Annotated in this window: 28 protein-coding genes; 10 read left to right on the top strand and 18 right to left on the bottom strand. The window is 62.0% G+C overall.

All coding sequences use genetic code 11. The annotated features are described in order from the left end of the window. The first annotated feature begins 269 nt into the window (after positions 1–269). The 3 genes from BM190_RS37430 to BM190_RS37420 all read left to right on the top strand — a co-directional run bounded on the left by BM190_RS37430 (position 270) and on the right by BM190_RS37420 (position 3,028). A complete protein-coding gene (locus BM190_RS37430) occupies positions 270–1,289 on the top strand; it encodes a Tim44 domain-containing protein (protein ID WP_092262698.1) in 1,020 nt (339 codons plus the stop codon). A gap of 144 nt (positions 1,290–1,433) precedes the next feature. Further along, positions 1,434–2,117, top strand: a complete 684-nt coding sequence (locus BM190_RS37425; protein WP_018321870.1) for a hypothetical protein — start codon at positions 1,434–1,436, stop codon at positions 2,115–2,117. A gap of 203 nt (positions 2,118–2,320) precedes the next feature. Then, positions 2,321–3,028 carry a glutathione S-transferase gene (locus BM190_RS37420; RefSeq protein WP_092262694.1) on the top strand — a complete coding sequence of 236 codons (708 nt, stop codon included), beginning with the start codon at positions 2,321–2,323 and terminating at the stop codon, positions 3,026–3,028. Positions 3,029–3,368: 340 nt separating this feature from the next. On the opposite strand, the gene BM190_RS37415 is transcribed toward BM190_RS37420, so the two are convergent. From BM190_RS37415 to BM190_RS37410, 3 genes are all read right to left on the bottom strand, one after another. Beyond that, on the bottom strand, positions 3,369–4,043 hold the full coding sequence (locus BM190_RS37415; RefSeq protein WP_092262691.1) for a methyltransferase family protein: 675 nt from the start codon (positions 4,041–4,043) through the stop codon (positions 3,369–3,371). Positions 4,044–4,155: 112 nt separating this feature from the next. Then, positions 4,156–4,329: a hypothetical protein gene (locus BM190_RS40865; protein ID WP_018321873.1), complete on the bottom strand. Its 174-nt coding sequence runs from the start codon at positions 4,327–4,329 to the stop codon at positions 4,156–4,158. A 343-nt stretch (positions 4,330–4,672) separates the two neighbouring features. Continuing rightward, positions 4,673–5,146, bottom strand: coding sequence for a hypothetical protein (locus BM190_RS37410; protein ID WP_092262688.1), 474 nt, complete (start codon positions 5,144–5,146; stop codon positions 4,673–4,675). A 211-nt stretch (positions 5,147–5,357) separates the two neighbouring features. Between BM190_RS37410 and BM190_RS37405 the strand changes: the two genes are divergently transcribed. Then, a complete protein-coding gene (locus BM190_RS37405; RefSeq protein ID WP_092262685.1) occupies positions 5,358–7,013 on the top strand; it encodes a fumarate hydratase in 1,656 nt (551 codons plus the stop codon). Positions 7,014–7,269: 256 nt separating this feature from the next. Here BM190_RS37405 and BM190_RS37400 read toward each other — a convergent pair whose 3' ends face one another. From BM190_RS37400 to BM190_RS37375, 6 genes are all read right to left on the bottom strand, one after another. After that, positions 7,270–8,190: an SH3 domain-containing protein gene (locus tag BM190_RS37400; protein WP_092262681.1), complete on the bottom strand. Its 921-nt coding sequence runs from the start codon at positions 8,188–8,190 to the stop codon at positions 7,270–7,272. Positions 8,191–8,204: 14 nt separating this feature from the next. After that, positions 8,205–8,501, bottom strand: coding sequence for a hypothetical protein (locus BM190_RS37395; protein WP_018321877.1), 297 nt, complete (start codon positions 8,499–8,501; stop codon positions 8,205–8,207). Between the two features lie 106 nt (positions 8,502–8,607). Next, positions 8,608–9,162 carry an inner membrane-spanning protein YciB gene (locus BM190_RS37390; RefSeq protein WP_018321878.1) on the bottom strand — a complete coding sequence of 185 codons (555 nt, stop codon included), beginning with the start codon at positions 9,160–9,162 and terminating at the stop codon, positions 8,608–8,610. 12 nt (positions 9,163–9,174) lie between these two features. Beyond that, the gene (locus tag BM190_RS37385; protein WP_092262678.1) at positions 9,175–9,750 is read right to left on the bottom strand and encodes a hypothetical protein; all 576 of its coding nucleotides are present in this window, start codon (positions 9,748–9,750) and stop codon (positions 9,175–9,177) included. A gap of 75 nt (positions 9,751–9,825) precedes the next feature. Continuing rightward, entirely contained in the window at positions 9,826–10,098 is a 273-nt protein-coding gene (locus BM190_RS37380; protein ID WP_092262675.1) for a hypothetical protein, read from the bottom strand. 81 nt (positions 10,099–10,179) lie between these two features. Further along, a complete protein-coding gene (locus BM190_RS37375) occupies positions 10,180–11,577 on the bottom strand; it encodes a carotenoid oxygenase family protein (protein ID WP_092262670.1) in 1,398 nt (465 codons plus the stop codon). 106 nt (positions 11,578–11,683) lie between these two features. On the opposite strand from BM190_RS37375, the gene BM190_RS37370 reads away from it, so the two are divergent. Both BM190_RS37370 and BM190_RS37365 read left to right on the top strand, forming a co-directional pair. After that, positions 11,684–12,415 (top strand): TetR/AcrR family transcriptional regulator, encoded by a 732-nt coding sequence (locus BM190_RS37370; protein WP_092262666.1) that lies wholly within the window; start codon positions 11,684–11,686, stop codon positions 12,413–12,415. 48 nt (positions 12,416–12,463) lie between these two features. Next, a complete protein-coding gene (locus BM190_RS37365) occupies positions 12,464–13,096 on the top strand; it encodes a DUF6321 domain-containing protein (RefSeq protein WP_092262659.1) in 633 nt (210 codons plus the stop codon). On the opposite strand, the gene BM190_RS37360 is transcribed toward BM190_RS37365, so the two are convergent. Next, positions 13,093–13,698 (bottom strand): hypothetical protein, encoded by a 606-nt coding sequence (locus BM190_RS37360; RefSeq protein WP_092262762.1) that lies wholly within the window; start codon positions 13,696–13,698, stop codon positions 13,093–13,095. The genes BM190_RS37365 and BM190_RS37360 overlap by 4 nt on opposite strands. A gap of 162 nt (positions 13,699–13,860) precedes the next feature. On the opposite strand from BM190_RS37360, the gene BM190_RS37355 reads away from it, so the two are divergent. Beyond that, positions 13,861–14,427, top strand: a complete 567-nt coding sequence (locus tag BM190_RS37355) for an SET domain-containing protein (RefSeq protein ID WP_092262759.1) — start codon at positions 13,861–13,863, stop codon at positions 14,425–14,427. A 44-nt stretch (positions 14,428–14,471) separates the two neighbouring features. Here the strand turns inward: BM190_RS37355 and BM190_RS37350 are convergent, their stop codons facing one another. Further along, a complete protein-coding gene (locus BM190_RS37350) occupies positions 14,472–14,870 on the bottom strand; it encodes a hypothetical protein (RefSeq protein WP_092262655.1) in 399 nt (132 codons plus the stop codon). A 38-nt stretch (positions 14,871–14,908) separates the two neighbouring features. Beyond that, entirely contained in the window at positions 14,909–15,139 is a 231-nt protein-coding gene (locus tag BM190_RS37345) for a hypothetical protein (RefSeq protein ID WP_177237518.1), read from the bottom strand. Between the two features lie 272 nt (positions 15,140–15,411). On the opposite strand from BM190_RS37345, the gene BM190_RS37340 reads away from it, so the two are divergent. Beyond that, the gene (locus tag BM190_RS37340) at positions 15,412–16,794 is read left to right on the top strand and encodes a tyrosine-type recombinase/integrase (RefSeq protein ID WP_092262648.1); all 1,383 of its coding nucleotides are present in this window, start codon (positions 15,412–15,414) and stop codon (positions 16,792–16,794) included. A 20-nt stretch (positions 16,795–16,814) separates the two neighbouring features. Here the strand turns inward: BM190_RS37340 and BM190_RS40085 are convergent, their stop codons facing one another. Beyond that, on the bottom strand, positions 16,815–16,979 hold the full coding sequence (locus BM190_RS40085; protein ID WP_143109171.1) for a helix-turn-helix domain-containing protein: 165 nt from the start codon (positions 16,977–16,979) through the stop codon (positions 16,815–16,817). Between the two features lie 1,202 nt (positions 16,980–18,181). Here BM190_RS40085 and BM190_RS41675 point away from each other — a divergent pair. Beyond that, positions 18,182–18,316 carry a hypothetical protein gene (locus BM190_RS41675; protein WP_283806144.1) on the top strand — a complete coding sequence of 45 codons (135 nt, stop codon included), beginning with the start codon at positions 18,182–18,184 and terminating at the stop codon, positions 18,314–18,316. 1,086 nt (positions 18,317–19,402) lie between these two features. Here BM190_RS41675 and BM190_RS40860 read toward each other — a convergent pair. The 5 genes from BM190_RS40860 to BM190_RS37315 form a co-directional block, all read right to left on the bottom strand. Continuing rightward, positions 19,403–19,564 (bottom strand): hypothetical protein, encoded by a 162-nt coding sequence (locus BM190_RS40860; protein ID WP_177237517.1) that lies wholly within the window; start codon positions 19,562–19,564, stop codon positions 19,403–19,405. Positions 19,565–19,808: 244 nt separating this feature from the next. Further along, positions 19,809–20,069 carry a PepSY domain-containing protein gene (locus BM190_RS37330; protein WP_092262643.1) on the bottom strand — a complete coding sequence of 87 codons (261 nt, stop codon included), beginning with the start codon at positions 20,067–20,069 and terminating at the stop codon, positions 19,809–19,811. A gap of 28 nt (positions 20,070–20,097) precedes the next feature. Further along, entirely contained in the window at positions 20,098–20,280 is a 183-nt protein-coding gene (locus tag BM190_RS37325) for a hypothetical protein (protein ID WP_092262755.1), read from the bottom strand. A gap of 491 nt (positions 20,281–20,771) precedes the next feature. Then, the gene (locus BM190_RS37320) at positions 20,772–21,269 is read right to left on the bottom strand and encodes a YkgB family protein (protein ID WP_092262639.1); all 498 of its coding nucleotides are present in this window, start codon (positions 21,267–21,269) and stop codon (positions 20,772–20,774) included. A gap of 298 nt (positions 21,270–21,567) precedes the next feature. Further along, complete coding sequence (locus BM190_RS37315) at positions 21,568–22,029, bottom strand: MaoC/PaaZ C-terminal domain-containing protein (protein ID WP_092262636.1); 462 nt, start codon at positions 22,027–22,029, stop codon at positions 21,568–21,570. Between the two features lie 365 nt (positions 22,030–22,394). On the opposite strand from BM190_RS37315, the gene BM190_RS37310 reads away from it, so the two are divergent. Next, positions 22,395–22,722 (top strand): hypothetical protein (locus BM190_RS37310; protein WP_092262751.1); only part of this gene is annotated, 328 nt, incomplete at its 3' end.

Raw genomic sequence — 22,722 nt, 5'->3', positions numbered from 1 at the left:
AGCAATTTTGCGCTGGTGCGACGAAGCAATCCAGGGTCCTTCCGCGGAGGCAGTCTGGATTGCTTCGCTACGCTCGCAATGACGGGGAAAGAGCGGAAATCTCGGCCCAAAACCGCCGGTATCCCGCGACCACGGTTCCCCGACGCACCCGGCCAAGCCCCCGCCAAATATGGGCTTTTGCCACATCCCCGCGACTGAGGGCCGCAGCCATAGGTTCCGAAACCGGCTTCACTTTTCGGGAAGTCTGCCCATCTTAGGCGCACGTCCCCATGCCGGGGATTTGGGAAACGCACATGAATTTCTCGCTACGCTCCCGCAGTCTCTTCAAGACGATCGCTGTCGTGCTGGCGCTTGCGCTGCCGACTGCGCTGGCGATCTCGTCTGCCGACGCGCGTGTCGGCGGCGGCGGCTCGTCCGGTTCGCGCGGCTCGCGCACCTATTCGGCCCCGCCCCCGACCACGACGGCGCCCGGCTCGACCTCGCAGTTCAACCGCACCTACACCCAGCCGGGTGCAGGCATGAACTCGGCTGCTTCCGCGCCCGCGCGCGGCGGCCTGTTCGGCCGCGCCGGCGGCTTTATGGGCGGCCTCGCGGCTGGCTTCCTCGGCGCCGGCCTGCTCGGCATGCTGTTCGGCGGCGGCCTGTTCGGCGGCCTCGGCGGCCTGTCCTCGATCCTGGGCCTGATCATCCAGATCGCGCTCGTGGTGCTGGTGGTGCGGCTGGCGATGTCCTGGTGGCAGCGCCGTCACACGCCGCAGGCGGCCTATGCCAATGCCGACGCGGGCGCAGGTTCCGGACCGCAGCCGAACCAGCGCGGCGGTCTTGGTGGTGGTCTTGGCGGTGGTCTTGGCGGCTTCGGCTTCGGCGCGAACGCCAATAACGCGCCGCTTGAGATCAAGCCGGACGATTACGAGGCGTTCGAGCGCCTGCTCGGCGATGTCCAGACTGCATGGTCGAACGAGGACGTGGCCAAGCTGCACACGCTCGCGACGCCGGAGATGGTCTCCTATTTCGAGCAGGACCTCGCCCAGAACCGCGCGCGCAACGTCGTCAACAAGGTGACTGGCGTCAAGCTGCTGCAGGGCGACCTCGCAGAAGCCTGGCGCGAAGGCGAGACCGACTACGCCACGGTGGCGCTGCGCTTCGCGCTCACCGACAAGACGCTCGACCGTAACAGCGGCACGGTCGTCGCCGGCAGCGAGCAGCCGGGCGAAGTCACCGAAGTCTGGACCTTTGCCCGACGGCCCGGCAGCGGCTGGGAATTGTCGGCGATCCAGCAGACCAACTGATTGCAAAGCGATTGAAGACAAGGGCGTCGTGCTTCCCGCACGGCGCCCTTTTCTTTTGTACCCCTTTCATCGCGGCATCGGAATAAGTGGGGGCGCATCGGGTTGAAATCAGGCGGCCAACGACAAACACAACGGGAGGACAAGATGATCCGTATCAAGAGATCCGTGACGATTTCAGCGCTCGCTGCGGCCTCGCTTGCATGCCTTGCGGCGCCAGCCGTGCAGGCACAGTCGGCCGACATGACGTTCTTCGTGACCTCCAATGGCCCGGGCAAGGGTGCCGATCTCGGCGGCCTGGAGGGAGCCGATGCGCAGTGCGCGAGGCTCGCTCAGACCGCCGGCGCCGGTGCGAAGACCTGGCGCGCCTATCTCTCGACGCAGGCCGCCGACGGAAAACCGGCCGTCAACGCGCGCGATCGCATCGGCAAGGGACCGTGGCAGAACGCCAAGGGCGCGGTCATTGCCAAGGATGTTGCCGAACTGCACGGCCCCGCCAACAACCTCACCAAGCAGACCGCGCTCAGCGAGAAGGGCGAGGGGATCAACGGTATGGGTGACCAGCCGAACCGGCACGACGTCCTCACGGGATCGCAACCAGACGGCACCGCGTTTGCCGGTCCGGACGATCGCACCTGCAAGAACTGGACGTCGAGCACGCAAGGCACCGCGATGGTCGGCCATTTCGATCGCCGCGGCCTGCGCGACGACGAACCGTCAAAGTCCTGGAACAGCTCGCACCCCTCGCGCGGTCCCGATGGTGGCTGCTCGCAGGCTGATCTGAAGAGCACGGGCGGCGACGGCCTGCTGTATTGCTTCGCTGCGAATTGAGTTTGGACGCAACTCTCTCCACCCGTCATTGCGAGCGCCGCGAAGCAATCCAGAATCTTTCCGCGAAGGCGGTCTGGATTGCTTCGTCGCTTCGCTCCTCGCAATGACGGAGTGTTTGGTGGCGCCGTTCCGTCTCACCCTGCCGGAACTCCGAGCCACATGCTACATTGGTCCGTACGTGTTCACGCTCACGGACCTCTCTCATGAAATACGAGCTCTACTACTGGCCCGAGATCCAGGGCCGCGGCGAATATGTGCGGTTGGCGCTGGAGGAGGCGGGGGCCGCCTACGTCGATGTCGCGCGCGGGCCGCGCGGCACGGCTGCGATGATGAAGATGATGGACGCACACAAGGACACGCCACCCTTTGCGCCGCCGTTCCTGAAAGCCGGCAAGCTCGTCATCGGCCAGACCGCCAATATCCTGCTCTATCTCGGCGCCCGCCATGCGCTCGCGCCGAAGACGGAAGCCGGCAGGCTCTGGGTGCACCAGCTTCAGCTCACCATCACCGACCTCGTGGTCGAGATCCACGACACCCATCATCCGCTCGGACCCTCGCTCTATTACGAGGACCAGAAGCCGCCGGCAAAGAAACGCACGGCCGATTTCTGGGAGGAGCGGGTGCCGAAATATCTCGGCTATTTCGAGCAGCTTCTCACCGAGAATGGCGGCGCCTATGTCACTGGCCGGCGGCTGACCTATGTCGATCTCTCGCTGTTCCAGATCGTCGCGGGGCTGCGCTATGCCTTTCCCAAGCGCATGAAGGCGTTCGAGACAGACATTCCGGGCCTCCTCGGCCTGCACGACCGCATCGCTGCGCGGCCGAACATCAAAGCCTATCTGGCAAGCGAGCGCCGCATTCCCTTCAACGAGCAGGGCATCTTCCGCCGCTATCGCGAACTGGATGGCTAAAGCGTTTTCGAGCGAAGTGGATACCGGTTCGCGTCAAGAAAACGCGTCAAAAGAAGAACTTTAGCCGGTCCGGAGGGAGGCTGGCGGCAGCCCCCGTTCCGGACCGGCCGCTTCGGGCGCGATCAATCGCCCGAACGCGTCGTGGCCGGTGGGCGTCTGTAGACGCTGCGGCCCAGAGCGGTCGTCTGAATCATCGGGCAGAGGCGAGAGGTCATGCTCGTCGGGGCAGGGCGGCTTGCAGAACATCGTCGCGTCTTTCGTTGCGTTGCGTGCCACCGCTGTCTAGCGAAGTCCGCATTCCCAGGCGTCAGCCGTTCGGAGGAGGCAGCGCGATGCGCGCTCACCAAACGCCCGGCATCAGGCGATAGCGCACCCGTTCCGCGTAATCGGCATAGCCCGCCAAGCCATCGCGCAAGGTGCGTTCCTCTATGCCGATGCGGATCGCGAACAGGAGGACCAGGATCGGGACCATCACCAGTCCCCACCACGAGCCCAGCAGCAACGGCACGCCGGCGAAGAACAGGACCATGCCGCTATACATGGGATGACGCACATGGGCGTAGGGGCCGGTCGAGATCACGCGCTGCGCGCGCTCGGCTTGCAGCTTCACCACGGGAGCAGCGAACGAGTTTTCGCGGAACACCCACATCGTGAACAATGTCGAGGCCAGAAACAGCGCGAGGCCGAAGGCCTGAAGCGCGACCGGCATGTCGGACGATTGAAGGCGCCGGTCGACGCCTATCAGCACCAGCCAGGCCAGCATCGCGACGACGAAGACGCTCATGAACAATTTGTCGGCGGCGGGCTGATCCTTCTGCAGCACCGGCCGCAGCCGCTCGGCGAGCAGCGCCGGATCGATCCGGTAGAGCCACCAGCCGCAGAGCGGGCCGAGCAGGGTGCAGGTCGCGAGGAACACCCAGGCCGAGGGCCAGCGCAGCGTCCCTGCGGAGGCGAACAGCAGCGCGCCCATCGCGGCGGTGGTGATCGTGTTCTGCAGCAGCAGTCTGGCGATCATGCGCGGCTCCCCCGGCAATCTCGCACGATGTTGGCTTTGCTATCCGGCAAAGATAGGGCCAGACGTACGAAAGGCCCGATCGACCGGATCGGTTCAGCCTAGGCAAACCTGATCAGGCGAGCTGATCGATCCGCGTGCCCTGACCCGGCGGCAGCGGCGCGGGCGGCTGCGGCTTGTAGGTGGGGTCGGCGTCCTTGGTCTTGGTCTGATCGTCCTGCTGCTTGGTCGTGTCGTAGCTCGGAACCACGATCGCGATCGGCGGCGGCGCAACGGTGGAAACCTTCATCCGCAAATCCTCACACATGGAAGCAACTGACCCTGCGCTGCGAGGAGCGAAAATTCCTTCAAGGCAATCGATAAAATGCGAAGGATTGGTGTGGCGGGAGGGCCGTGTTTGCGTCTCATCCGCGCGCTGCCAAAGGAGGCGACGAACCTCTCCCCGTCATGGCGAGGAGCCCTTGTGACGAAGCAATCCAGAATTTTTCCGCGGAGGGATTCTGGATTGCTTCCGCCTTCGCCAAGGCTTCGGCGGACAAGTCGCTACGCTCGCAATGACGGAGTATGTGGCCAAGTGCGTCGAACCAGACGTGTACCGTGTCCGCAGCAGTTACGAAGGAGGGCAACCCCGCCTATTCGTCCTTGCCGCGCGTGATCGCGATGGACGCATCCTTCTTGGTGCGGGTGCATTCCATGTTGAGTCGCCGATATCGCATGCTGATCTTGTCGCCGCGCAGCAGACCCATCCGCTTGAGGCAGCGGGTTGCGCCCGTCGTGGTGTCGTCCTTGGTCACGGTGAAGACGATCGCCGCCATCGATCCCACCAGCGCATAGAATTCTGGCGTCGGCTTGCGATCGCCCTTTGCATAGAGCTCGATGGAATATTTGTCGCCGCGGCAACCCACGGACAGCTCCTTGGCCGCCGGGTGCGTCAGGTAAACAACGTTGGCCGCCCGGAAATTCACCTTGAGGCGATCGACCTGGTTCGCCAGCTCCTTGGCACTGTCGTCGCAGCGGTCGGCGCGTGCGGGCGAAATGAGGGTCACAAGGCCGGTGATGGCGGCGGCGACCAGGATCGCGCCGCGGACGTTCAAGTTCAATGTCATGATGAAAAGCCCCTTAGGGCGCGCATTCAAGCGTCGTCGGGCGCGAAGTGCAAGGGTGGGAACGGGCATTTCCACGTGCTGCGCCAATGCCTTCCCGAGCCCTGGCCGCGCGCTCTCATGCGTATCGGTCCCTTCCTTTTCCGTCCAAAATGGGCTTAGAACGCTTCTACGCGAGGGCCCGCGCGTGGCCCCAAACCCCGAGATTCGCCCCATGAACGCTCCCACCGCCTTCCCCGACCCGTCAAAGCCCGTTCCGCCCTACAAGCACACCCCGCTGTTCCCGCTGGGCAAGGACGAGACGCCCTACAAGAAGATCACGGCCGAGGGCGTCAGGGTCGAGAAGGTCCTGGGCAAGGACATGCTGGTGGTGTCGCGCGAGGCGCTGCGGGCGCTGTCGGAGGCGGCTTTCGGCGACATCAATCATTACCTGCGCCCCGGCCATCTGAAGCAGCTCCGCGCGATCCTGGAGGACGGCGAGGCCAGCCCGAACGACAAGTTCGTCGCGCTGGACTTTTTGAAGAACGCCAACATCGCCGCGGGCGGCGTGCTGCCGATGTGCCAGGACACCGGCACCGCGATCATCATGGGCAAGAAGGGTTGCAACGTCATCACTGACGGCGACGACGAGGCGGCGCTGTCGGAAGGCGCGCGCGATGCGTACCTGCGCCGCAATCTTCGCTACTCGCAGGTCGCGCCACTCTCGATGTACGAGGAGAAGAACACCGCCAACAACATGCCGGCGCAGTGCGAGATCTACGCCGAAGGCGATGACGCCTACAAGTTCATGTTCATGGCGAAGGGCGGCGGCAGCGCCAACAAGAGCTTCCTGTTCCAGGCGACGCCCTCGGTGCTGACCAAGGACCGGCTGCTCGCTTTCCTTAAGGAAAAGATCCTCACCCTCGGCACCGCGGCGTGCCCACCCTATCATCTTGCGATCGTGATCGGCGGCACCTCGGCCGAGCTCTGCATGAAGACGGTGAAGCTCGCCTCCGCGCGCTATCTCGATGCGCTGCCGCCCCACGGCTCGCCGGACGGCAACGCCTTCCGCGACGTCGAGATGGAGAAGGAAATCCACAAGATGACGCAATCGCTCGGCGTCGGCGCGCAGTTCGGCGGCAAATATTTCTGCCACGACGTCCGTGTGATCCGCATGCCGCGTCACGGCGCATCGCTGCCGATCGGGCTTGGCGTGTCCTGCTCGGCCGATCGACAGGTGCTGGGCAAGATCACCAGGGACGGCGTCTATCTCGAGGAGCTCGAGCACAACCCGGCGCAATATTTGCCGCAGGTCGAGCAGGCGCTCGGCGGCGAGGTCGTCAAGATCGACCTCAACCAGCCGATGAAGGACATTCTGGCGACGTTCTCGAAGTATCCGATCAAGACCCGGGTCTCGATGACCGGCACCATGATCGTGGCGCGCGATAGCGCCCACGCCAAGCTGCGCGAGCGGCTGGAGAAGGGCGAGCCGCTGCCGGATTATTTCAAGAACCACCCGGTCTATTACGCGGGCCCCGCCAAGACGCCCGAGGGCTACGCCTCTGGCGCGTTCGGTCCGACCACCGCCGGCCGCATGGATTCCTTCGTCGACCAGTTCCAGGCCGCCGGCGGCTCGATGGTGATGGTGGCCAAGGGCAACCGCGCGCCGGCCGTGCGTGAGGCCTGTAAGAAGTACGGCGGGTTCTATCTCGGCTCGATCGGCGGCGCCGCGGCGAACCTTGCCGAGCACTGCATCAAGAAGGTCGAGGTGCTCGAATATCCCGAGCTCGGCATGGAAGCGATCTGGCGCATCGAAGTCGTCGACTTCCCGGCGTTCATCATCATCGACGACAAGGGCAACGACTTCTTCAAGGAGTTGAATTTGGGCTAGCCCTTTTACCTCGCCCCGCATGCGGGCAGGACAATCGCATGCGTGAGCGATTTCGCCTGTGGCCATCCTTCGAGACGCCCGCCGTTGGCGGGCCCTCAGGATGAGGACCGACTGCGCGGCTGTAGTTTCAACGAGCACGGATGCTGCTTAGCCTCATCCTGAGGAGACCGCGAAGCGGTCGTCTCGAAGGACGAGGCGCGCTCTCGGGACTCGCAAAGCGCCATTGCTCTGCCGCTTGCGTGGCGAGGGAGAATACTCAGCTGCAGTTCGTTACCTGATTGGAGCACAGCGCGCGCCACCAGCCGCGGACGCCGTCATGGCTCTCGACCAGACCCCAGAAGCCGCTGCAGGCGAAGAGGCGCTTCGGGCCGCCGTCACCATCGATCGGGCCACCGAGCTCGCGCTGGGCCGGCATCCATTTGGCATCAACGAAGGGAGCCTGGAACAGCCCGCCCGCGCGTGTGTAGCCGTTGGCGTAGCTCGCGCCGACCTTGTTGGACGCAACCCAGCCGCGCCCGGCATAGGGTTTGGGAGCGCTCCGCGGATATCTCTTCTCGTCCTCGTAGTCCTTGCCCGGCGGCTTGGCACCTTCGATCAGAAACCAGCCGTTCTTGAAGCCGATGATGCGGAATTCGGTGAGCCAGCCGCCGTCGGGCGTGTTCTCGGCGCCGCCTAACTTCAAGCGGTAGGGCGGCGGCAGCGTGCCGAGCACACGCGCCGTCGCTGACGGCTCGGCGCGCACGTTGAGGCCAGCAGGGTCCTTGTCGACGGACCAGGCGCCGAGACTGCAGGGCTCGGTGCCCTCGGGCAGCTTTGCACGTCCGGCGGCGAGATCGGCGTGCAGCTTTGCGAAATCGGTCTCGTCATTGTCGGGATCGGGCTCCGCGCGCGGCTTCAACTCGGCTGACACGGCGCGTGTTGCATCCGGCGTCAGCGTGACCACGAGGGCCTGGCGCGCAGCGAACACACTTGCCGGTGTTTTCGGATCGTTCGACGTCGCCGGATAGACCGCGAGATATCCCATCGAGCCATCGGTTCGATAAGCGGCGCCGGCGACATAGCCTGCCGGGAGCAGGGCGAGCGCGCTTGCGCGCCACGCCGGTTCGGTGTCATCCGCGCGCGCCGCTTGTGTCGCGACGCACAGCATCGTCGCCGCGATGAGACGAAGCACGCGCATGATGCTGCGCGGCCTTAGGCGCGGGCGCCGGTGAACGGGAAGCTGCCCATCGGGCCGATGCCCATCTCGCCGTTGATGCTGTCGCCGGAGACGGTCCCGGTGAATTCGAGCGTGAGCGGCATCGGTTTGTCGATCGAGACCTTCCAGGAGACGTTGTCGCCGGAGACGGTGCCGTCGAAAATTTCGGTGGTATTACCTTCCGCCTGCTGCGTGCCGGTGAGCGTGCCGCCGGCGGCCTTCAGGCTCAGCGTGGTCTGGCGCTCGCCCATCGGCGTCGTCATGGTCAGATTCCAGTTGCCGTCTACGGCCATTCCCGTCTCCCGAACAAATCCCGGCGGACCGCGACGATCCGCGGCCAGTCCTTAAGCGAGCCTATAACCCAACTCGCAGCTCCTGCCTAACCCCGCGATAGGGCATTTAAGCGCGGGCTGCAGCGCGCCGGCGGCTGGTGACGATGAGCCTTAGAACGACATACTGCACGGCAAAGGCGAGGATCTTGGCGCCGCCGGCGACCACCGTGAGATAGAAGGCCCACAGCTTCAGATCGCCCGTGGAAGCGACCACGATCATGCCGACGCCGATGACGAACATCAGCAGCGCCCAGGCATAGCCTGCAGCCGTCACATATTCCGGAACGGTCTCGACGACGATCGGCGGCATGTAGCGCAGCATCCAGCCGCGCTTCAGCATGATCGCGCCGATGGCGAAATGCGCAATCGAAGGCTTTGCCATCATGAAGCGGGGATCATTGGTCAGCAGTGTGATCCCGCCCAGTCCGACGACGAGCGCGAGGCTCGCATACGTCATGTAGTTGAGTTGCTGGCCCTTGATGCGGGCGTGGATCACCTGCGCGATCGCGCCGGCGATCGCCACCGACGTCGCCAGGATGACGTTGTCGGTGACGAGATAAATGACGAGGAAGAGGATGGCGGAGAAGAGATCGGAGCCGAGGCGGGCGAATACGTCCTTCATCGTCAATCCTGTTCAGTGGGCGTTGGGCAATGCGCGGGCAGGCGTACCGTACTTGATCTGGCGATACTCGGGATACCATTTTGTGAAGTAGATGGCGCTGTTGCGGGCTGCGAAGGCGACTGCAAGGCTCGACCAGAGCGGCAGGCCGGGGACGTAGAGCAGCACGAGATTGCCAGCCGCCATCAACAGCGCGGCCACGGTCCAGGCGCCGGTGATGACGTAATTGGCATAGAGAAAGCCGGGCATCGCCGCGGTCTCGGCCGGCACTGCTTCAAGCGCATATTGCAACGTGAAGGGACGGCGGACCAGCAGCGAGCCGAGCGAGATGACGAAGATGCCGATATCGACCGACAGCTTGACGCCGAGCGTTCCGAGCTGCGGGTCGAGCAGCACGAGGTAGAGGCCGATTGCGGCGAACACGATCGCCGAGCCTGCGGCCAGGGTCTTCACCGAGCGCCCGCGCGCCACATCGATTGCGACGGTGCCGAGGCAGATCGCGGAGGCCACGAACACGCTCATCGCGGCCGACGTCACCAGCATCAGGAGGCTGTAAGCGCCGTAGGGCGCAAGGATCAGGAAAATCGCCATTGCCTATCTCGTCAGGCCGATCTTTACGATGTAAAGATCAATAATTCAGAGGCGAAGTCGGGTCAAGGGAAATCTTTACAGTGTCAAAATAACGTAGGCAACCTCCAAAAGATGAAGGGCGGCAACGGCCTGGTCGGACGCCTCGTCGGCCAATTCCGCCCAGGGCAGGCGCGACAGAATGGGGAGCGCGCAGGCGATCGCGAGGCCAAGGGCGAGCAGGATGCCGCCGTTGAAGATGCCGCCGTTGAAGATGACTTGGCCGCTCCGCCGCAGATGGATCACTTCGAATGTGAGCGCGACGCAGACCAGGGCGAGGATGGCGAGGAAGCCTGCGGTGATTGAGGGCATCTGGATACGGGCCTCTTTGGTGACACGTCCGTGCTGTGGCTCCGGGCGCGCGCCAAGTGGCGCGCCCCAGAAGGACGGGAGTTACTGCGCTCCCACCCAATTGCCGTGAAAGCCGTCGGGCACGCGGTGGCCGAGCTGCACCAGCGCGACGGGACCCGCTTCGACATCGGTGGCATTGAACACGGCGAGGTCGCTGCGGTTCTCCCGCGCCCGCCAGACCACGGCGAGCAGCCAGCCATCGCCCTCAGCCGCATCCTTCGATCGCTCGACGAACACTGGCTCGGAGATGGTGTCGCCGGCGGGCAGCAGATAATGGCCGAGACGCCTTCCGTTGCCGTCGACATGGACGACGCCGGAGAGCGCGCCGAACATCGGCTGGCGCGGATTGGCGCATGCGTACCAGCCGTGGCGATTTTTCAACCCGGCGTGGCGGTCGTCGATGCGCGGGAATTCGCCGGTGAGATCGTCGAGATAGGTCTGCTGGAAGCGATCGGTATTCCCTGAGAGATCGAAGGTCCAGCGGCAGTGCCGGGCGCGCGACTTCTCCGGATCGGTCGGCCGGCCGTCGGGATGCGGAAACAACGGCGCTTCCTCGAACTGCATGACGTCGGCGATGATGCGGTTGTCGTCCTCCCACGCGTTCATGATGTGGAAGACGTAGCAGGCTTCACCGCGAAACCAGACGATGTCCTTTGCCGCGCCGCTCCGCTTCATCACGCCGACATAGGCGCCCTTGTCCGGCTCCCAGGCATAGGGCGGCTGCCCGCGCATCGCGCGCTCCATGCTGCCGGTGATCGGCAGGATCGGAAACAGCACATGGTTCGCGGTGACGATGAAGTCGTGCACCATGCTGGCATAGGGCGCCTCGAACCGCTCGAAGCGAGTCGCCTTGCCGGCGGCATCGATCGAGCCGTAGGAGAGGGCAGGCGTCAGCGGCCCCGCCGCGTTGTAGCCGAAGAACACGAGCTCGCCGGTCACAGGATCGATCTTCGGGTGCGCCGTGAAGCTGCCGGCGACGCGGCCCTGGTAGTTGTGATAGCCGCGCGTCGCCAGCGTGCCCGGCTCGATCTCGGTCGGCAGATGCGCTTCTTCCAGCGCCAGCAGCTTGCCGGCATGGAAGATGATGTTGGTGTTGGCGACGCCGCCATCGGTGAGATCAGCCGGCGCGTCCGGCAGCTTGCGGCCGAAGCCGCCGAACAAAGCGCGGCCGGCATCGTGCTCGGCGAGCCATTTCGGCGTGCGGACCCAGCGGTTGCGATAGCTGGCGCGGCCGTTCTCGAGATGGAAGGCGTGCAGCATGCCGTCGCCGACGAACCAATGCGCGCCGGGGGAATCGAATTGCGGATTGGGACCGTTGCGATAGAGCACGCCGTGCAGCTCGCGCGGCAATTCGCCGATGATCTTCAGGAATGGCGCGTCCGCTTCAAACGGGATCGGCGCGATGTTGTTGCGGCGCTCGGCGACGGCGTCGTGCTGCACGGCGTATCCCTCCTAATCTTTACATCGTAAAGATCAGATAGCGCCGATTGCCGCATCGGTCAAGCGAAATCTTTACACTGTCAATATTGCGTCATATAGCTTGCAAATGGCCAAGACTGATCCCAAGAGCGAAACGGCGCGAAGCGCGCGTGCCCCCAGCAAGACAACGTCGAGTGCGGCATCGCGCCCAAGGCGCGGCTCGGCGAGCGCGAAGACCGAGTCGCCGTATCATCACGGCGCCCTGCGCGAGGCGCTGCTCCAGGCCGCCGAACGGGTGCTGGAACGCGACGGGCTCGCCGGTCTCACATTGCGCGCGGTGGCGCGCGAGGCGGGCGTCTCGCATGCCGCGCCGACCCATCATTTCGGCGATCTCACCGGCCTGCTCAGCGAACTCGCGGCCGTGGGCTTCCGCCAGTTCAACGCCGCGATGGCCTCGTCGTCCGACGCCGCCACCACGCCGCTCGCGCGCGCGCTGGCGCGGCCGAAGGCCTATGTCGCCTATGCGCAGGCGCATCCCGGCATGTACGGCATCATGTTCCGCACCGAGCGGCTGGATTATTCGAGACCCTCGCTGCACGAGGCCGCCGAAGCCTCCTTCGCGGGCCTTGCCAACGCCATTGGCATGATGCGGCAGGAGCAGATCAGCGAAGACGCGCTGACGCTGAACCAGGGCGCCGCGATCGCGCGCGCCTGGTCGATGGTGCACGGTTTCACCATGCTGCTGCTCGATGGACGGCTCGAGGACATCCTCGGGCGGCTGCCCGAGGGGACGACGGCCGAACGCCTGCTGGAGGCGATGCTGACGGCGCCCATCGCGGCGAAGCCGCCCGGCACCTGATCGCCACCGCGAAACGCAACCCTTGCCGTGGTCAGGCGTTGACGCCGCATGGCAAGAACACCGCGCGCGCCCTGGAAACGCTCGAATCCCCGCAAGCGGGCAGGCAAGGCCTCCAAGCATCTCAGTCCCGCGCAGAAATCGGCGGCGAAGGCGCGCGCCCGCCGCGCCGGCCGCCGCTATCCCAACCTCGTGGACAACATGCGCATGGCAGCGAAGAAGACTTCAAAGAAGAAGACCGCGAAGAAGAGCTCAAAGTCCAAAGCGTCAAAAGCAAAGTCGAAGGCTTCGGCGAAGAAGACGCGCAAGCGCACAGCGAAGAAGGCCAAGTCCCGGAAGCGCAGCGTATCCAGCCGCGAAAAAGATCCGCGCGGCGGCCTGACCGCGACGGGCCGCAAGGCGTTTGCGCGCAAGCAGGGCGCCCATTTGCGGCCCGGCGTCACGAAGAAAGAGTCGGAGATGACGCCACAGGAGATGCGGCGGAAAGGGAGCTGGGCCGTGCGCTTCTATGGTCGCACGAAACTGCCGCCGCTGGTCGATGCCAAGGGGCAGCCGACCAGGCACGCGCTGTCAGCGCATGCCTGGGGCGAGCCGGTTCCGAAGACGGTGGCGGCGGCACGGCGCATCGCGGCGAAGGGAGAGCGGCTGCTGGCGCGCTATCGGCATGCCAAGGCGAGAGGCTAGCGCATCGTCGCCAGCTCGACGGCGCGGCCGCGCGTGCCGATGATCTTCACCTCGTCCTTGCCGCAGGTAAAGCCTTGGGCGAAATCGTCCGCAGCCTTGCGCGCAAGCTCGTTGGCGGTGGGATTGGCGATCGCATCGACATAGGCGACGTGACAGACCGGGCCCGGCGGCAGCCGGGTCACGACCAGCATGGCCTTGGTGTTGGGCCGGCCCTGCTTGTCGGGATCGGCGTTATCGGCGATGTGCCAGCGCTGGATGATCGCAAACGGCTTTGCGCCCACGGCGCGCCATTCGATCGTGGTCTCCGACGAATTGAACGGCGCGAACCAGACCTTGGCTGCCGGTTCCTCGGCCGCTTGCTTGCGATTGCGGCCGACCGAGACGATTTCGCGAAGATCGTCCTCGGCAATCAGCACCAGGAGGCCGTTCTTGCCCGGACAGATGCGCGTCGTGCTGCCGTCGAGCTCGTTGGGCTTGCCGATCTGGCGGCAATCCTTGGGCGCGGTCGAGGTGTATGTGCTGCCCACGGATTGGGCGACGGCGCTGTTCAGGCCGATGCAGATCATCAAGACAGCCAGGCCTATGCAGGTGACGCGGTTCATCATGAGGCTTCGATCGTAGGGAACTCCGTACCATCAGACGTCTTCATTGTGGGCAAGGTTCAAACAGGGGTGGGATAGACCTGACAGCGGCGCGGAATCGTTCTAGAAGAGCGGCTTCGCTTGGGCTCTTCCAGCCTCGTTCGCGTCCTCCTTTACTTGATCATGCCAGCCATCTCCTCGCAAAAACCCTATCGCGTCGGCCGCTCCAAGACCGGGCTCGGCCTCTTCGCCACCAAGCCGATCAAGAAGGGCACCCGGATCATCCGCTATTTCGGACCTATCCTGGATTCGCGGATCCCCGAGCAGGACGACATCGAGAACAAGTACCTGTTCGAGCTCAACGGCCGCTGGACCATCGACGGCTCGGTGCGCAAGAACCTCGCCCGCTACATCAACCATTCCTGCCGGCCCAATGCCGAGTCCGACGTCCGGCCGCGCGAGCGCAAGGTCTTCATCCGCGCCATCAGGAACATCGAGCCGGGTGACGAGATCAACTACGATTACGGCACCGACTATTTCAAAGCCTATCTGAAGCCGATCGGTTGCAAGTGCGAGTCTTGCGAGAAGAAGCGCAAGAAGGTGCGCGCCGAGGCGCGGGCCGAGCGCGCCAAGGTGAAGGCGCGCACGGAGCGCAAGGCGCAGAAGGCGGGCGCGAAAACCGCGTCCGTGAAAAAGAAGAAGCTGAACGGCAAGCACTTTGCCGGCAAGGTCGGCCGCGCCAAGGCGTAGCCGAGGCGCGATGGCCGCGACTGATGCGCGGCCAAGCCCGGGCCTCAAGCCGCCACAACGCTCGCACTTCTCCGCAATCCCACATACTGCAGCTCGGCGAACACGCCGGTGGCGATCGCCTGCGCGACGACCATGAGCGCGCCGGCAAGGTTCGGCGACACCGCGCTGGAGAGCAGCAGCGCAATGCTGCCGACGGTCCAGGCCGCATTGCCGATCACGACCAGCAGCACGAGCGCCTTCGCCACCGAGGCCCGTGATGCCAGCCACCCGACCAGCGCGGCGTAGGCGATCAGGAACAGGCCGGTCTCGCGCAGCAGCACTTCGGGCAGGTGGAACAGAGCAGCGAACGCGCTCGCGCCGAAAGTGAAGCCGAGGGCGGCAACGCCGCTGAAGATGGCGTCGGCCAACAGGGCGCGGCGCAGGAAGGTGGAAGCGTCGATCATCAGAGGTCTCCATGGTTGGGGTGGGCTCGGGGTGAAACTCAGTGCCATGCGCGCCACCAGGCGCGGAGCAGGCGGGCGATGCGGAACGGACAAAGGCTCCTGCCGACGCCGTGCTCGAAAGCCGTGACCTGCGCGAGCACATAGTCGCCGGTCGAATGCACCAGCGGCTCCGGCATGTTGAGGCTGCGCGCCAGCATCCGCGTTGCGAAGGCCGTGGCCCAGGGAACAAGGTGGTCTGCGACGGTCCGGTAGAGCAGCAGCGCGATCATGGTCATCTCCTGTTGCCACTGAAGATGCGCCGGCCCGAGGGCCAATTCGATTACCTCGTGGGTAAGAAAGGCGCCTATTCAAGACGGTTCTAAATTGTTCGACGCTATTCGCGAGGTGCACAAAATCCCTTGAAAAACAATTGCTTCTGCGTACATCGGTGTTCGTCACTGTTTGTTCTCATACGCCCCTAGTCATCCGATTTGTTGGCACTTTTGTTGGTATCTGTTGGTACGGGAATTCGATATTCCGAATAAAAGGAAATCCAAAGCAGATGGCACGCAACAAGGAGGAGCACGCCGCTCCCGAACAGATCAGGACCGATGTCGACTGCCGCGTCGCCCGACCGAAGTTTGAGAACGGCGCGTGGAGAGCCACCAAGATTTCGGACGTGACTGGCGGCGGTCTCTATCTCTTGATCACGCCAGACCCGAACAGGCCGGGCAAGGCCGGCTCCAAGCTCTGGCGGATGGCCTATCGCTTTCACGGCAGGCAGAAGACCTACTCCATCGGGTCTTACGGAAACGGCAACGATGGCACCGTCTCGCTCGCCACAGCCCGCCAGAAACGTGACACCGCAAAGGCCCTGCTCGCACAAGACAGGCCGGTCGATCCCTCAATCGAAAAGCAATTCGAACGGCATCGCCAGGCAGCTGAACGCCCATTCGGCGCGTGGATCGACGAATGGCTTGCCGAGAAGAAAACCGAGAAGATCAAACGTGGCAGGCTTGTCACCGTGCGCAGTCCCGAAACCATCGCGCTACTCGAAAGATGGGCCGGCTACCTGAAGGATCGTTTCGGCAAGCTCTACCGGCCGGACATCAAGCGTCCTGACGTGCTTGCCTTCTTTCGGGCGATGCAGGCTGAGGGTAGGTTAGAGACCCGTGACCGGGTCCACAGTATCGGTGAGCAAGTCTGCGACTACGCCGACCTCGAAGGCGACGGCTACAATCCGTTTCGTGCCTGCAAGAAGCAACTCAGTGTCCACGTCTCGACACCACGCCCTGGCGTCACTGAGCCGCAGGATGTGGTTCGTCTCTTCAGGCTAATCATGCCGCCTTGGGAGAAGACCAGATTTGGCGATGTGGTCGGTGATGCCCTCCGGGTCGATGCGTTGACGGTCCCTCGACCCGGTATGATCAACGACATGGAATGGACCGAAATCGATTGGGATGCCAAGCGCTGGACCATCCCGGCGGCAAAAATGAAAACCGGATGGGACCATGTCGTGCCGCTGTCGCGGCAAGCCTTCACGATCCTACAGCGCGTGCAGCAGATCACCGGCAGTCGGCGCTACGTTTTCGCTTGTGCCAAAGACACACCGCTGTCCAGCAGAACGCTCTGTCATCGGCTGCGAACGCTCGGCATCGACACCAAGACCGAACATTGCGCCCATGGCTTCCGCACCACGTTCTCGACCCTTTGCCATCATGAGGAGGTCAATGAAGCCAAGGCGTGGGACAGCGATGTCATCGAACTACAGTTGGCGCATCTCGAAAGCGACTCTGTAAAGGCGACTTACAAACGGCATGGACCGCTGGCATTGATCGGTCCACGCACCAAGCTGATGCAGCATTGGGCGGACCGGATCGATAGCTTTGCTGATCCAAAAAAGATTGTACCGATCGAGGTAACCCATGAAAGATTGGCGAACTAGCTAGGTTAGAGCGCATCTCTTCATCCGCTCGGCTCGATGCGAGGGAGGCTCATATGATAGGCCTCGATCGAAGCGGCATCAACCATGGTCTGGCCCTCCATTTTGTAGGCGATGATTTTTCCCTTCTTGATGAGCTCGTAGGCCTTGGTCCGACCGAAACCGCCGCGCTCCAACGCCTTCTTCAACGGAATTAGAGTCCTTTTCTGAGGGGGCCCGTCTGTCGTTGTCATTGAAACCTTCCTCGTGTTCGACTGTTCATCCTTGTCCGCCGCCCAAGTCGGGACCGACATCGCGGTTCGCGCAAAAGCAAGCCGTCATCGTGCTTTGGAGCAGCGCGCCTGTCGTCCGCCTCTGTGAACTGGGTTTCGACAGCCAGGTTCGCGATCGCAAGAGATGACGAATCCAACGGAAGAAGGCTCTGCGTCAATTCATGCAATCACAGCGTTGGCTCGTCATTCTAGTGAAAGTAGAGAAAGCTTCGAGCATTATGAGGTAACTGAAGGAGCCGAGCCTCATTGTGAGCCAGTGAGAATAGGAGAAGAAGAGAGGGATCATTTTCCGGTGACTGGCTTTTTGCGTCATCTATTGGTGTGACCAATTTAGTTGAACGCGCATCAAATCGCCCCTTTGTTGCATTAGGTTGCTCAAGCTTGGCCAATGATGGATCGGGCTGGTGGACAATCGATCACGTTGTGCGATGTGTAACTAAGTATGCATATTTGGCTCAGCACGCCGGTCGCCTGTCCGTATTCTCAAGCGAACGTTGCGGCAGTATGCGAAACTCGGATCTAGAACGGGTTTGGTAGCGAAGAGCATGATCGAGATTTCGTCGATGTCCGTGCAAGGCCTTGAAACATCGAGAGCCAGACCGCCAGCGGCCGCGCGATGCAGGCTGCCGCCCGAATGCTCTTCGCAAATGATCGGGCAGGATTGACGCAACGAATCTTCATGCGCAGCTTTGAGAAATCGCCCTGAATGGGTTTTTCAACCGATAGCCGTGCACGCATCTTGGAGACCGTTACATACGATGGGCTTTGAGTTGGTCGACGCCGTGCCATTCTCCGCGGAGAGCGCATCATTGCATTTTAGAGCGCAGTTCCGGCTTTGCCTATCGCTGCGAGGTTGGCGGAGAAAACGCAGTCGCCCTTGCGTGCGCGCTCCGCGGAGATTCGATGCTCCAAATGATTTTGATAATGTTCGGGGTCGGGACCATGCTGGTCGGCAGCATTGTCCTTATATTCGAGTGGCGCGCACTGGTAGGTTATTGGCGCTTGAAGAGGCGATAACCCGCAAATTTCCCAATGGACGTGAAGTATGCCGCCTGAGTTACCTTCCTCTCTTTGATCTAGCTCAAAGGGTATCGGCGTCCGCGGCGGTCCATCGGACCATGACTGAGCCCGACAAACAGACCGAGGGTAAGGAAGCCAAGCCGTCACGGTTGGACGAGGCGCGGCGCGTCATCGAGGAGTACGCCGCCAACCTCCGCGAGATCATCAGGAAGCTACGCCAGAAGATGAACTAGGGCTTCGAGCCCTTGAGGGAGTAGGAACAACTGGATCAAATGGGGAAGCCGAATTGATTTTCTATTAGGAGCAACCCTTCGGCCCGTCGAACGTCGGGAACCATTACCGCACGGATCGTGGCTTTTATCGGTGATGAGAACGCCGGTTTGCGCTCCCGCCTTCCTCTCATGGAAAGGAGCAGCGCCGTGCAGAAGCGACGTCGTTTCAAACAAACCAAATCCCTCGAAAGTGCCTTGCTGAAGAAGCAACCGGGCTGCGCAAGGTGGCGGCAACGCTTGCCCCTGGTCCGAGCGCGATAGCGTGCTGCGGAAGGCCCGCCAGGACGTAACCGCCGCGCACGTGACCGAGTGGCTCAATTCGCCCGGCCTCAAGCCGCCGACTTAAGCGCTGCCGTTGTGCGGAAAGAGCTGATCGAGAGATGCCGCAAGAGAGCGAAAGATCGCCGCTCAAACGCTAGGTACGCCCGATGCGACTTTGATGAAGCTGCGTGGCTGGACCTCGCTGACGACTGGACCAGACTGGTGGAAGCCCTCGAGCACGAGGACGATCCCAAGTGGACCAACTGAACGACGGCTAATCGGACCTCTGACAGCCAGTGGAGCACGGTTATGCCGATCTTGCGTCTGATCGCGAACACCAATTTCACTCCCAAGCAACAACCCATCTTCAACTGGCCTTCAATCATGCCTTCAGGAAGCTCGGCCTGATAGATCGTAACGATCCCGTTTGTGAACTTGTCGCCAGGGAATGATTGAACTTCACAAGCGCGGCGTCACTAGCGCCCCTGCGTTAGCCGAACTGACAGTCCGAGAAGTCGGGCCGGGTGGAGAGTGACACTCTAATCGTCCCACACGCGCTCTCCACAACTGCAGCTAAACAGGCGAACGGACCGGCCCTTGCTAGGATCGAGGACCGTTTGGACTAGCGTAGGGATGGTCCGGCACTTAGCGCACTTTGGTTCTGGGATATTCTTTTCAGATTCTGGGTGATTATTTTCAGCTTCTGACATCGGCGGTGTGTAGCACGATCGATCCCCTGAGTGGAGTGGACGGTTAGCGCCCTTTGAGGCTAGGCTTCGGAACCTTTCAGGAAAGCACAATGCAACCTTTTCCATCGTCTTCTTCGGTTGGCTCGGCGGCCTGGCTGCCTTCATTGTCCTCGAAGGTTGCCTGCTTGCGATCGATTGGCTGGTACCGAGCAAGGACGATGCTGCGGCCGTTGTCCGCTGACTTGACGAAACCGAACATGCGGCACAGAGGGAGTGAACATGTCGTTTTTGCTCCCCTTTCGGTGAAGGCCTGATTGGTCCGCTTCTAGCCCTTAGCTGACTTTCGCTCTTGGTCTCGCACTGTCCGCTTTCGAGAGTTGAGCCGATATTGGCGATGCGAGCTGCCGAGGGCGGCTTGTGGCCTTCAGTGACATTGGAAGATTGCTGCTTCTCCCCCGCTGATCGGGCTTGAGCGGACATCAGGCGGCGGCCGAGTACACGGCCTAGTCATCCAGTTTCTCGGACGTGATCGCGCCGGTCTTGGCGTCGGCGTGAAATTCCATTCTCTGGCCATTCTTGACGCCTTCACCTTCCCATCGGCCGTCGTCGGCTTCTAATTTGGTCACCTGCGTATAGCCTGACTTGAGAGCCTTCTCGATCACTTCCTGAGCTGGCATCCAGTCCGGTCCCGGCTGATCGGCTCTCGCGAAATCCACCGCACCGAAGGAAAGGGTGATGGCAAAAATAGCAGCCGCTCTATTCATGACAAAAATCCTGTTGTCTTACCGAGCCTCACTTCTTGTTCGATTTTTTCTTGGCTTTCGACTTTTCCTTAGCCTTGAGCACGTCCGCTTGGTTGCGATAAGCCTTGGCCATATTTAGGAAGTTCTGCGAGAGTTCGGCATCAGAGTAGGCCAGCGCCATACGCTCAGCCGTTTCTGCCTGTTTCCGGAAAAACTTGGCTTGCTTCACCATCGCGCGCTCCGCCCCTCGCAGGAGTTCGAGAAAGCTTGTTGAGGCCGGGATCAATGGCACGATACCGCAGAAATCATAACACCAGGACGGGCCGAATGGGAATGGGATTATTTTCCGGAGGTGTAGCCTGCCATTTTGTCAGCTTTGGCAGACGAGGGCGGGCAGCAATCCGAGTATCGGATGACGATCAAAAGCCGCAACAGCTGCAATGCCGAACGACTCGCTAGTCATTTGCGTGGCCTGCCGGAGGTTGTTGAGTTTCGCATTACGTCCACCTGCGACGAGGACCCTTGATCCGTTCCGGCGCGGTCTGGATGTCAGCTATTAGCCCCATGGCCATGCATTGTCCGCTTCCGGGCGGTGAGTGGAATAGCATCGTGGAGTTGCCCAGGGTCAGCCTTTGACCCGTAGCGGAACTCGCGTTTCCTGTGTTCGCCGAGCCTGTTGTGCTCACCGATAGGCGCGTTGTGACGCAAGCTCGCATCTGACGCCTACGGCGACGGATTGCTGCTCAACCACATCCTCGCTCTGGGCAGCGATGCAAGAAACAGCACGATGCAGACACACAACAGGACGATATCCTTGAACAGGAACTCGCCCGCCAAATTCCAAGCCATCGGATCGGACGACAGGCTCCACGTTACCACGCCGGGTGTCGTGAAGAAGAATGACCACGTGATGGCAAACGTAACAATGCCAAAAAACGAGCCAACAGCCGAGAGCATTGGATTGAACGCACCTGCCACGAGCAGTGCCGCAATCACAAACTCCGTTACGCCAAGGAAATAAGCCTCACCTCTCAAGCCGAGCACGGATAGCCAGGAGATGAAAGGACTGTTGATGATGAATTCGGCGATACCTTGTGCTGACTGAGGTGTAAACTTCTGCATTCCAAACGAAACGAAGATGACCACCATGACCCATCGCAAGAGGGCCAGCACCTTGTATGGTCCCGAACCGGTCTCGGCAACATTGAACGCTTCCTTCATCTATCCCTCGCATTCGATCAGCGCGTTGTGATCTTCCTCGTCACAGGCTACTGGCTAATACGCAGGCTCGATTGGCTCGTTACGCGCGGGTCGTTCGACGAAGGGTCACGATTTTGTGCGGATCAGGTGGGAATAGAAGTACGCCACGACCCGTAGAGCGGACCGCTTCTGGGCCCTTAGCCGAACCATGGTAATCACGTCGTGATGTCCGTTATCGTCGGTAGAGCAGACGTGGGGCCGCTCTCGCCCGACGATCGCTTGTGACCCATAGCAGACAGCCGACCAAGCCGACAAAGGCCTACTTGGCTGCTTTCTCATCCGGGCGCCTCGCAACGAGAATGTTGCCGATCGCCTGCAATACGATTTCGCGTCTTTGATTACGCAAGCGGACCTGGTTGCGCACGATGCCCCGATCCGGCTTCGACTTCGACTCCCGTTTCTCCAAAGCGGTCACTTCAAGATCTAGCTCGTCTCCTGGGCGTACCGGATTCGGCAGCCGCAGCTCGTCCCAGCCCATTCCGGCAAGGACACGGCGCGGAGGCTGCAACTTGTTGGTTAACGATATGAAAATCGCGAACGTGTGGGCAGCGGATGCCGACAGTCCCGCAAAAACTGAACGAGCCGCAGCTTCCTCATCGAGGTGGAACGGCCGTGGATCGAACTGCTTTGCGAACTGTATTATTTCGTCCTTGGAGACAAAATAGGGGCCAGCCTTGAAGCTGTCGCCAACTTCGATTTCTTCAAAATACCTGCTGGTCATTGGTCAATCCTCCTGCACCATGACCGCAATCCAACACCGCGGTAGATTGTAAGACGGTTCAGACGGCGGCACCAAATGGACTTTGGCAAGGAGGCTCGGGATGTCGCTTATTGGCCCCAAGCTGCCGCTCGCTGTAACTCCCCGTTGGGTCTTCTCTTCGGAGAGCGGACTCACGAGAGGGACGGCACCACCGCCGGTTTTGACCCGAAGCGGACCTGATGCTTTAAGCTTCCGAGGCCACTCGAGCAGCAATGTCCGAGTTAATAGTTGTAGATCAGGCGACCTTTCCTCTCTCCTGCGACAGATGTCGCGAGGTTGGTGCCCGGCTGGTCTCAAGTCCGATAGTAGACGCTGGAGAGATTAAAATGAATTGGATCGGACCGGTCATCGGCGGGGCGCTGTTTGTAGCTGGTTTGCTAACATCAGCGGGACCGGGGCTGGCGGCAGGGAGCGATGACGGTTTCACAACGTTCTGGACGCAGTTCAAAGCTGCAGTCGGCAAGAGCGACCAGAAGGCCGTATCGGACATGATTAAATATCCCGTCCTCTACCAGGATCTGCGGCGAGCAGCGGAGTTTCCTGTGATCTGGAAGGGTGCTTTCAGACCTGCGCATCGGGCGTGTCTTGCCAAGCAGAAGCCTGTCAAGGACACATCCCCCAAGGGGGTGGTTACTTACTCTGCCTTTTGCGACT

Source organism: Bradyrhizobium sp. Rc3b (genome assembly GCF_900114915.1).
Classification (GTDB): Bacteria; Pseudomonadota; Alphaproteobacteria; order Rhizobiales; family Xanthobacteraceae; genus Bradyrhizobium.
This window is presented reverse-complemented; position numbering and strand designations above follow the sequence as displayed.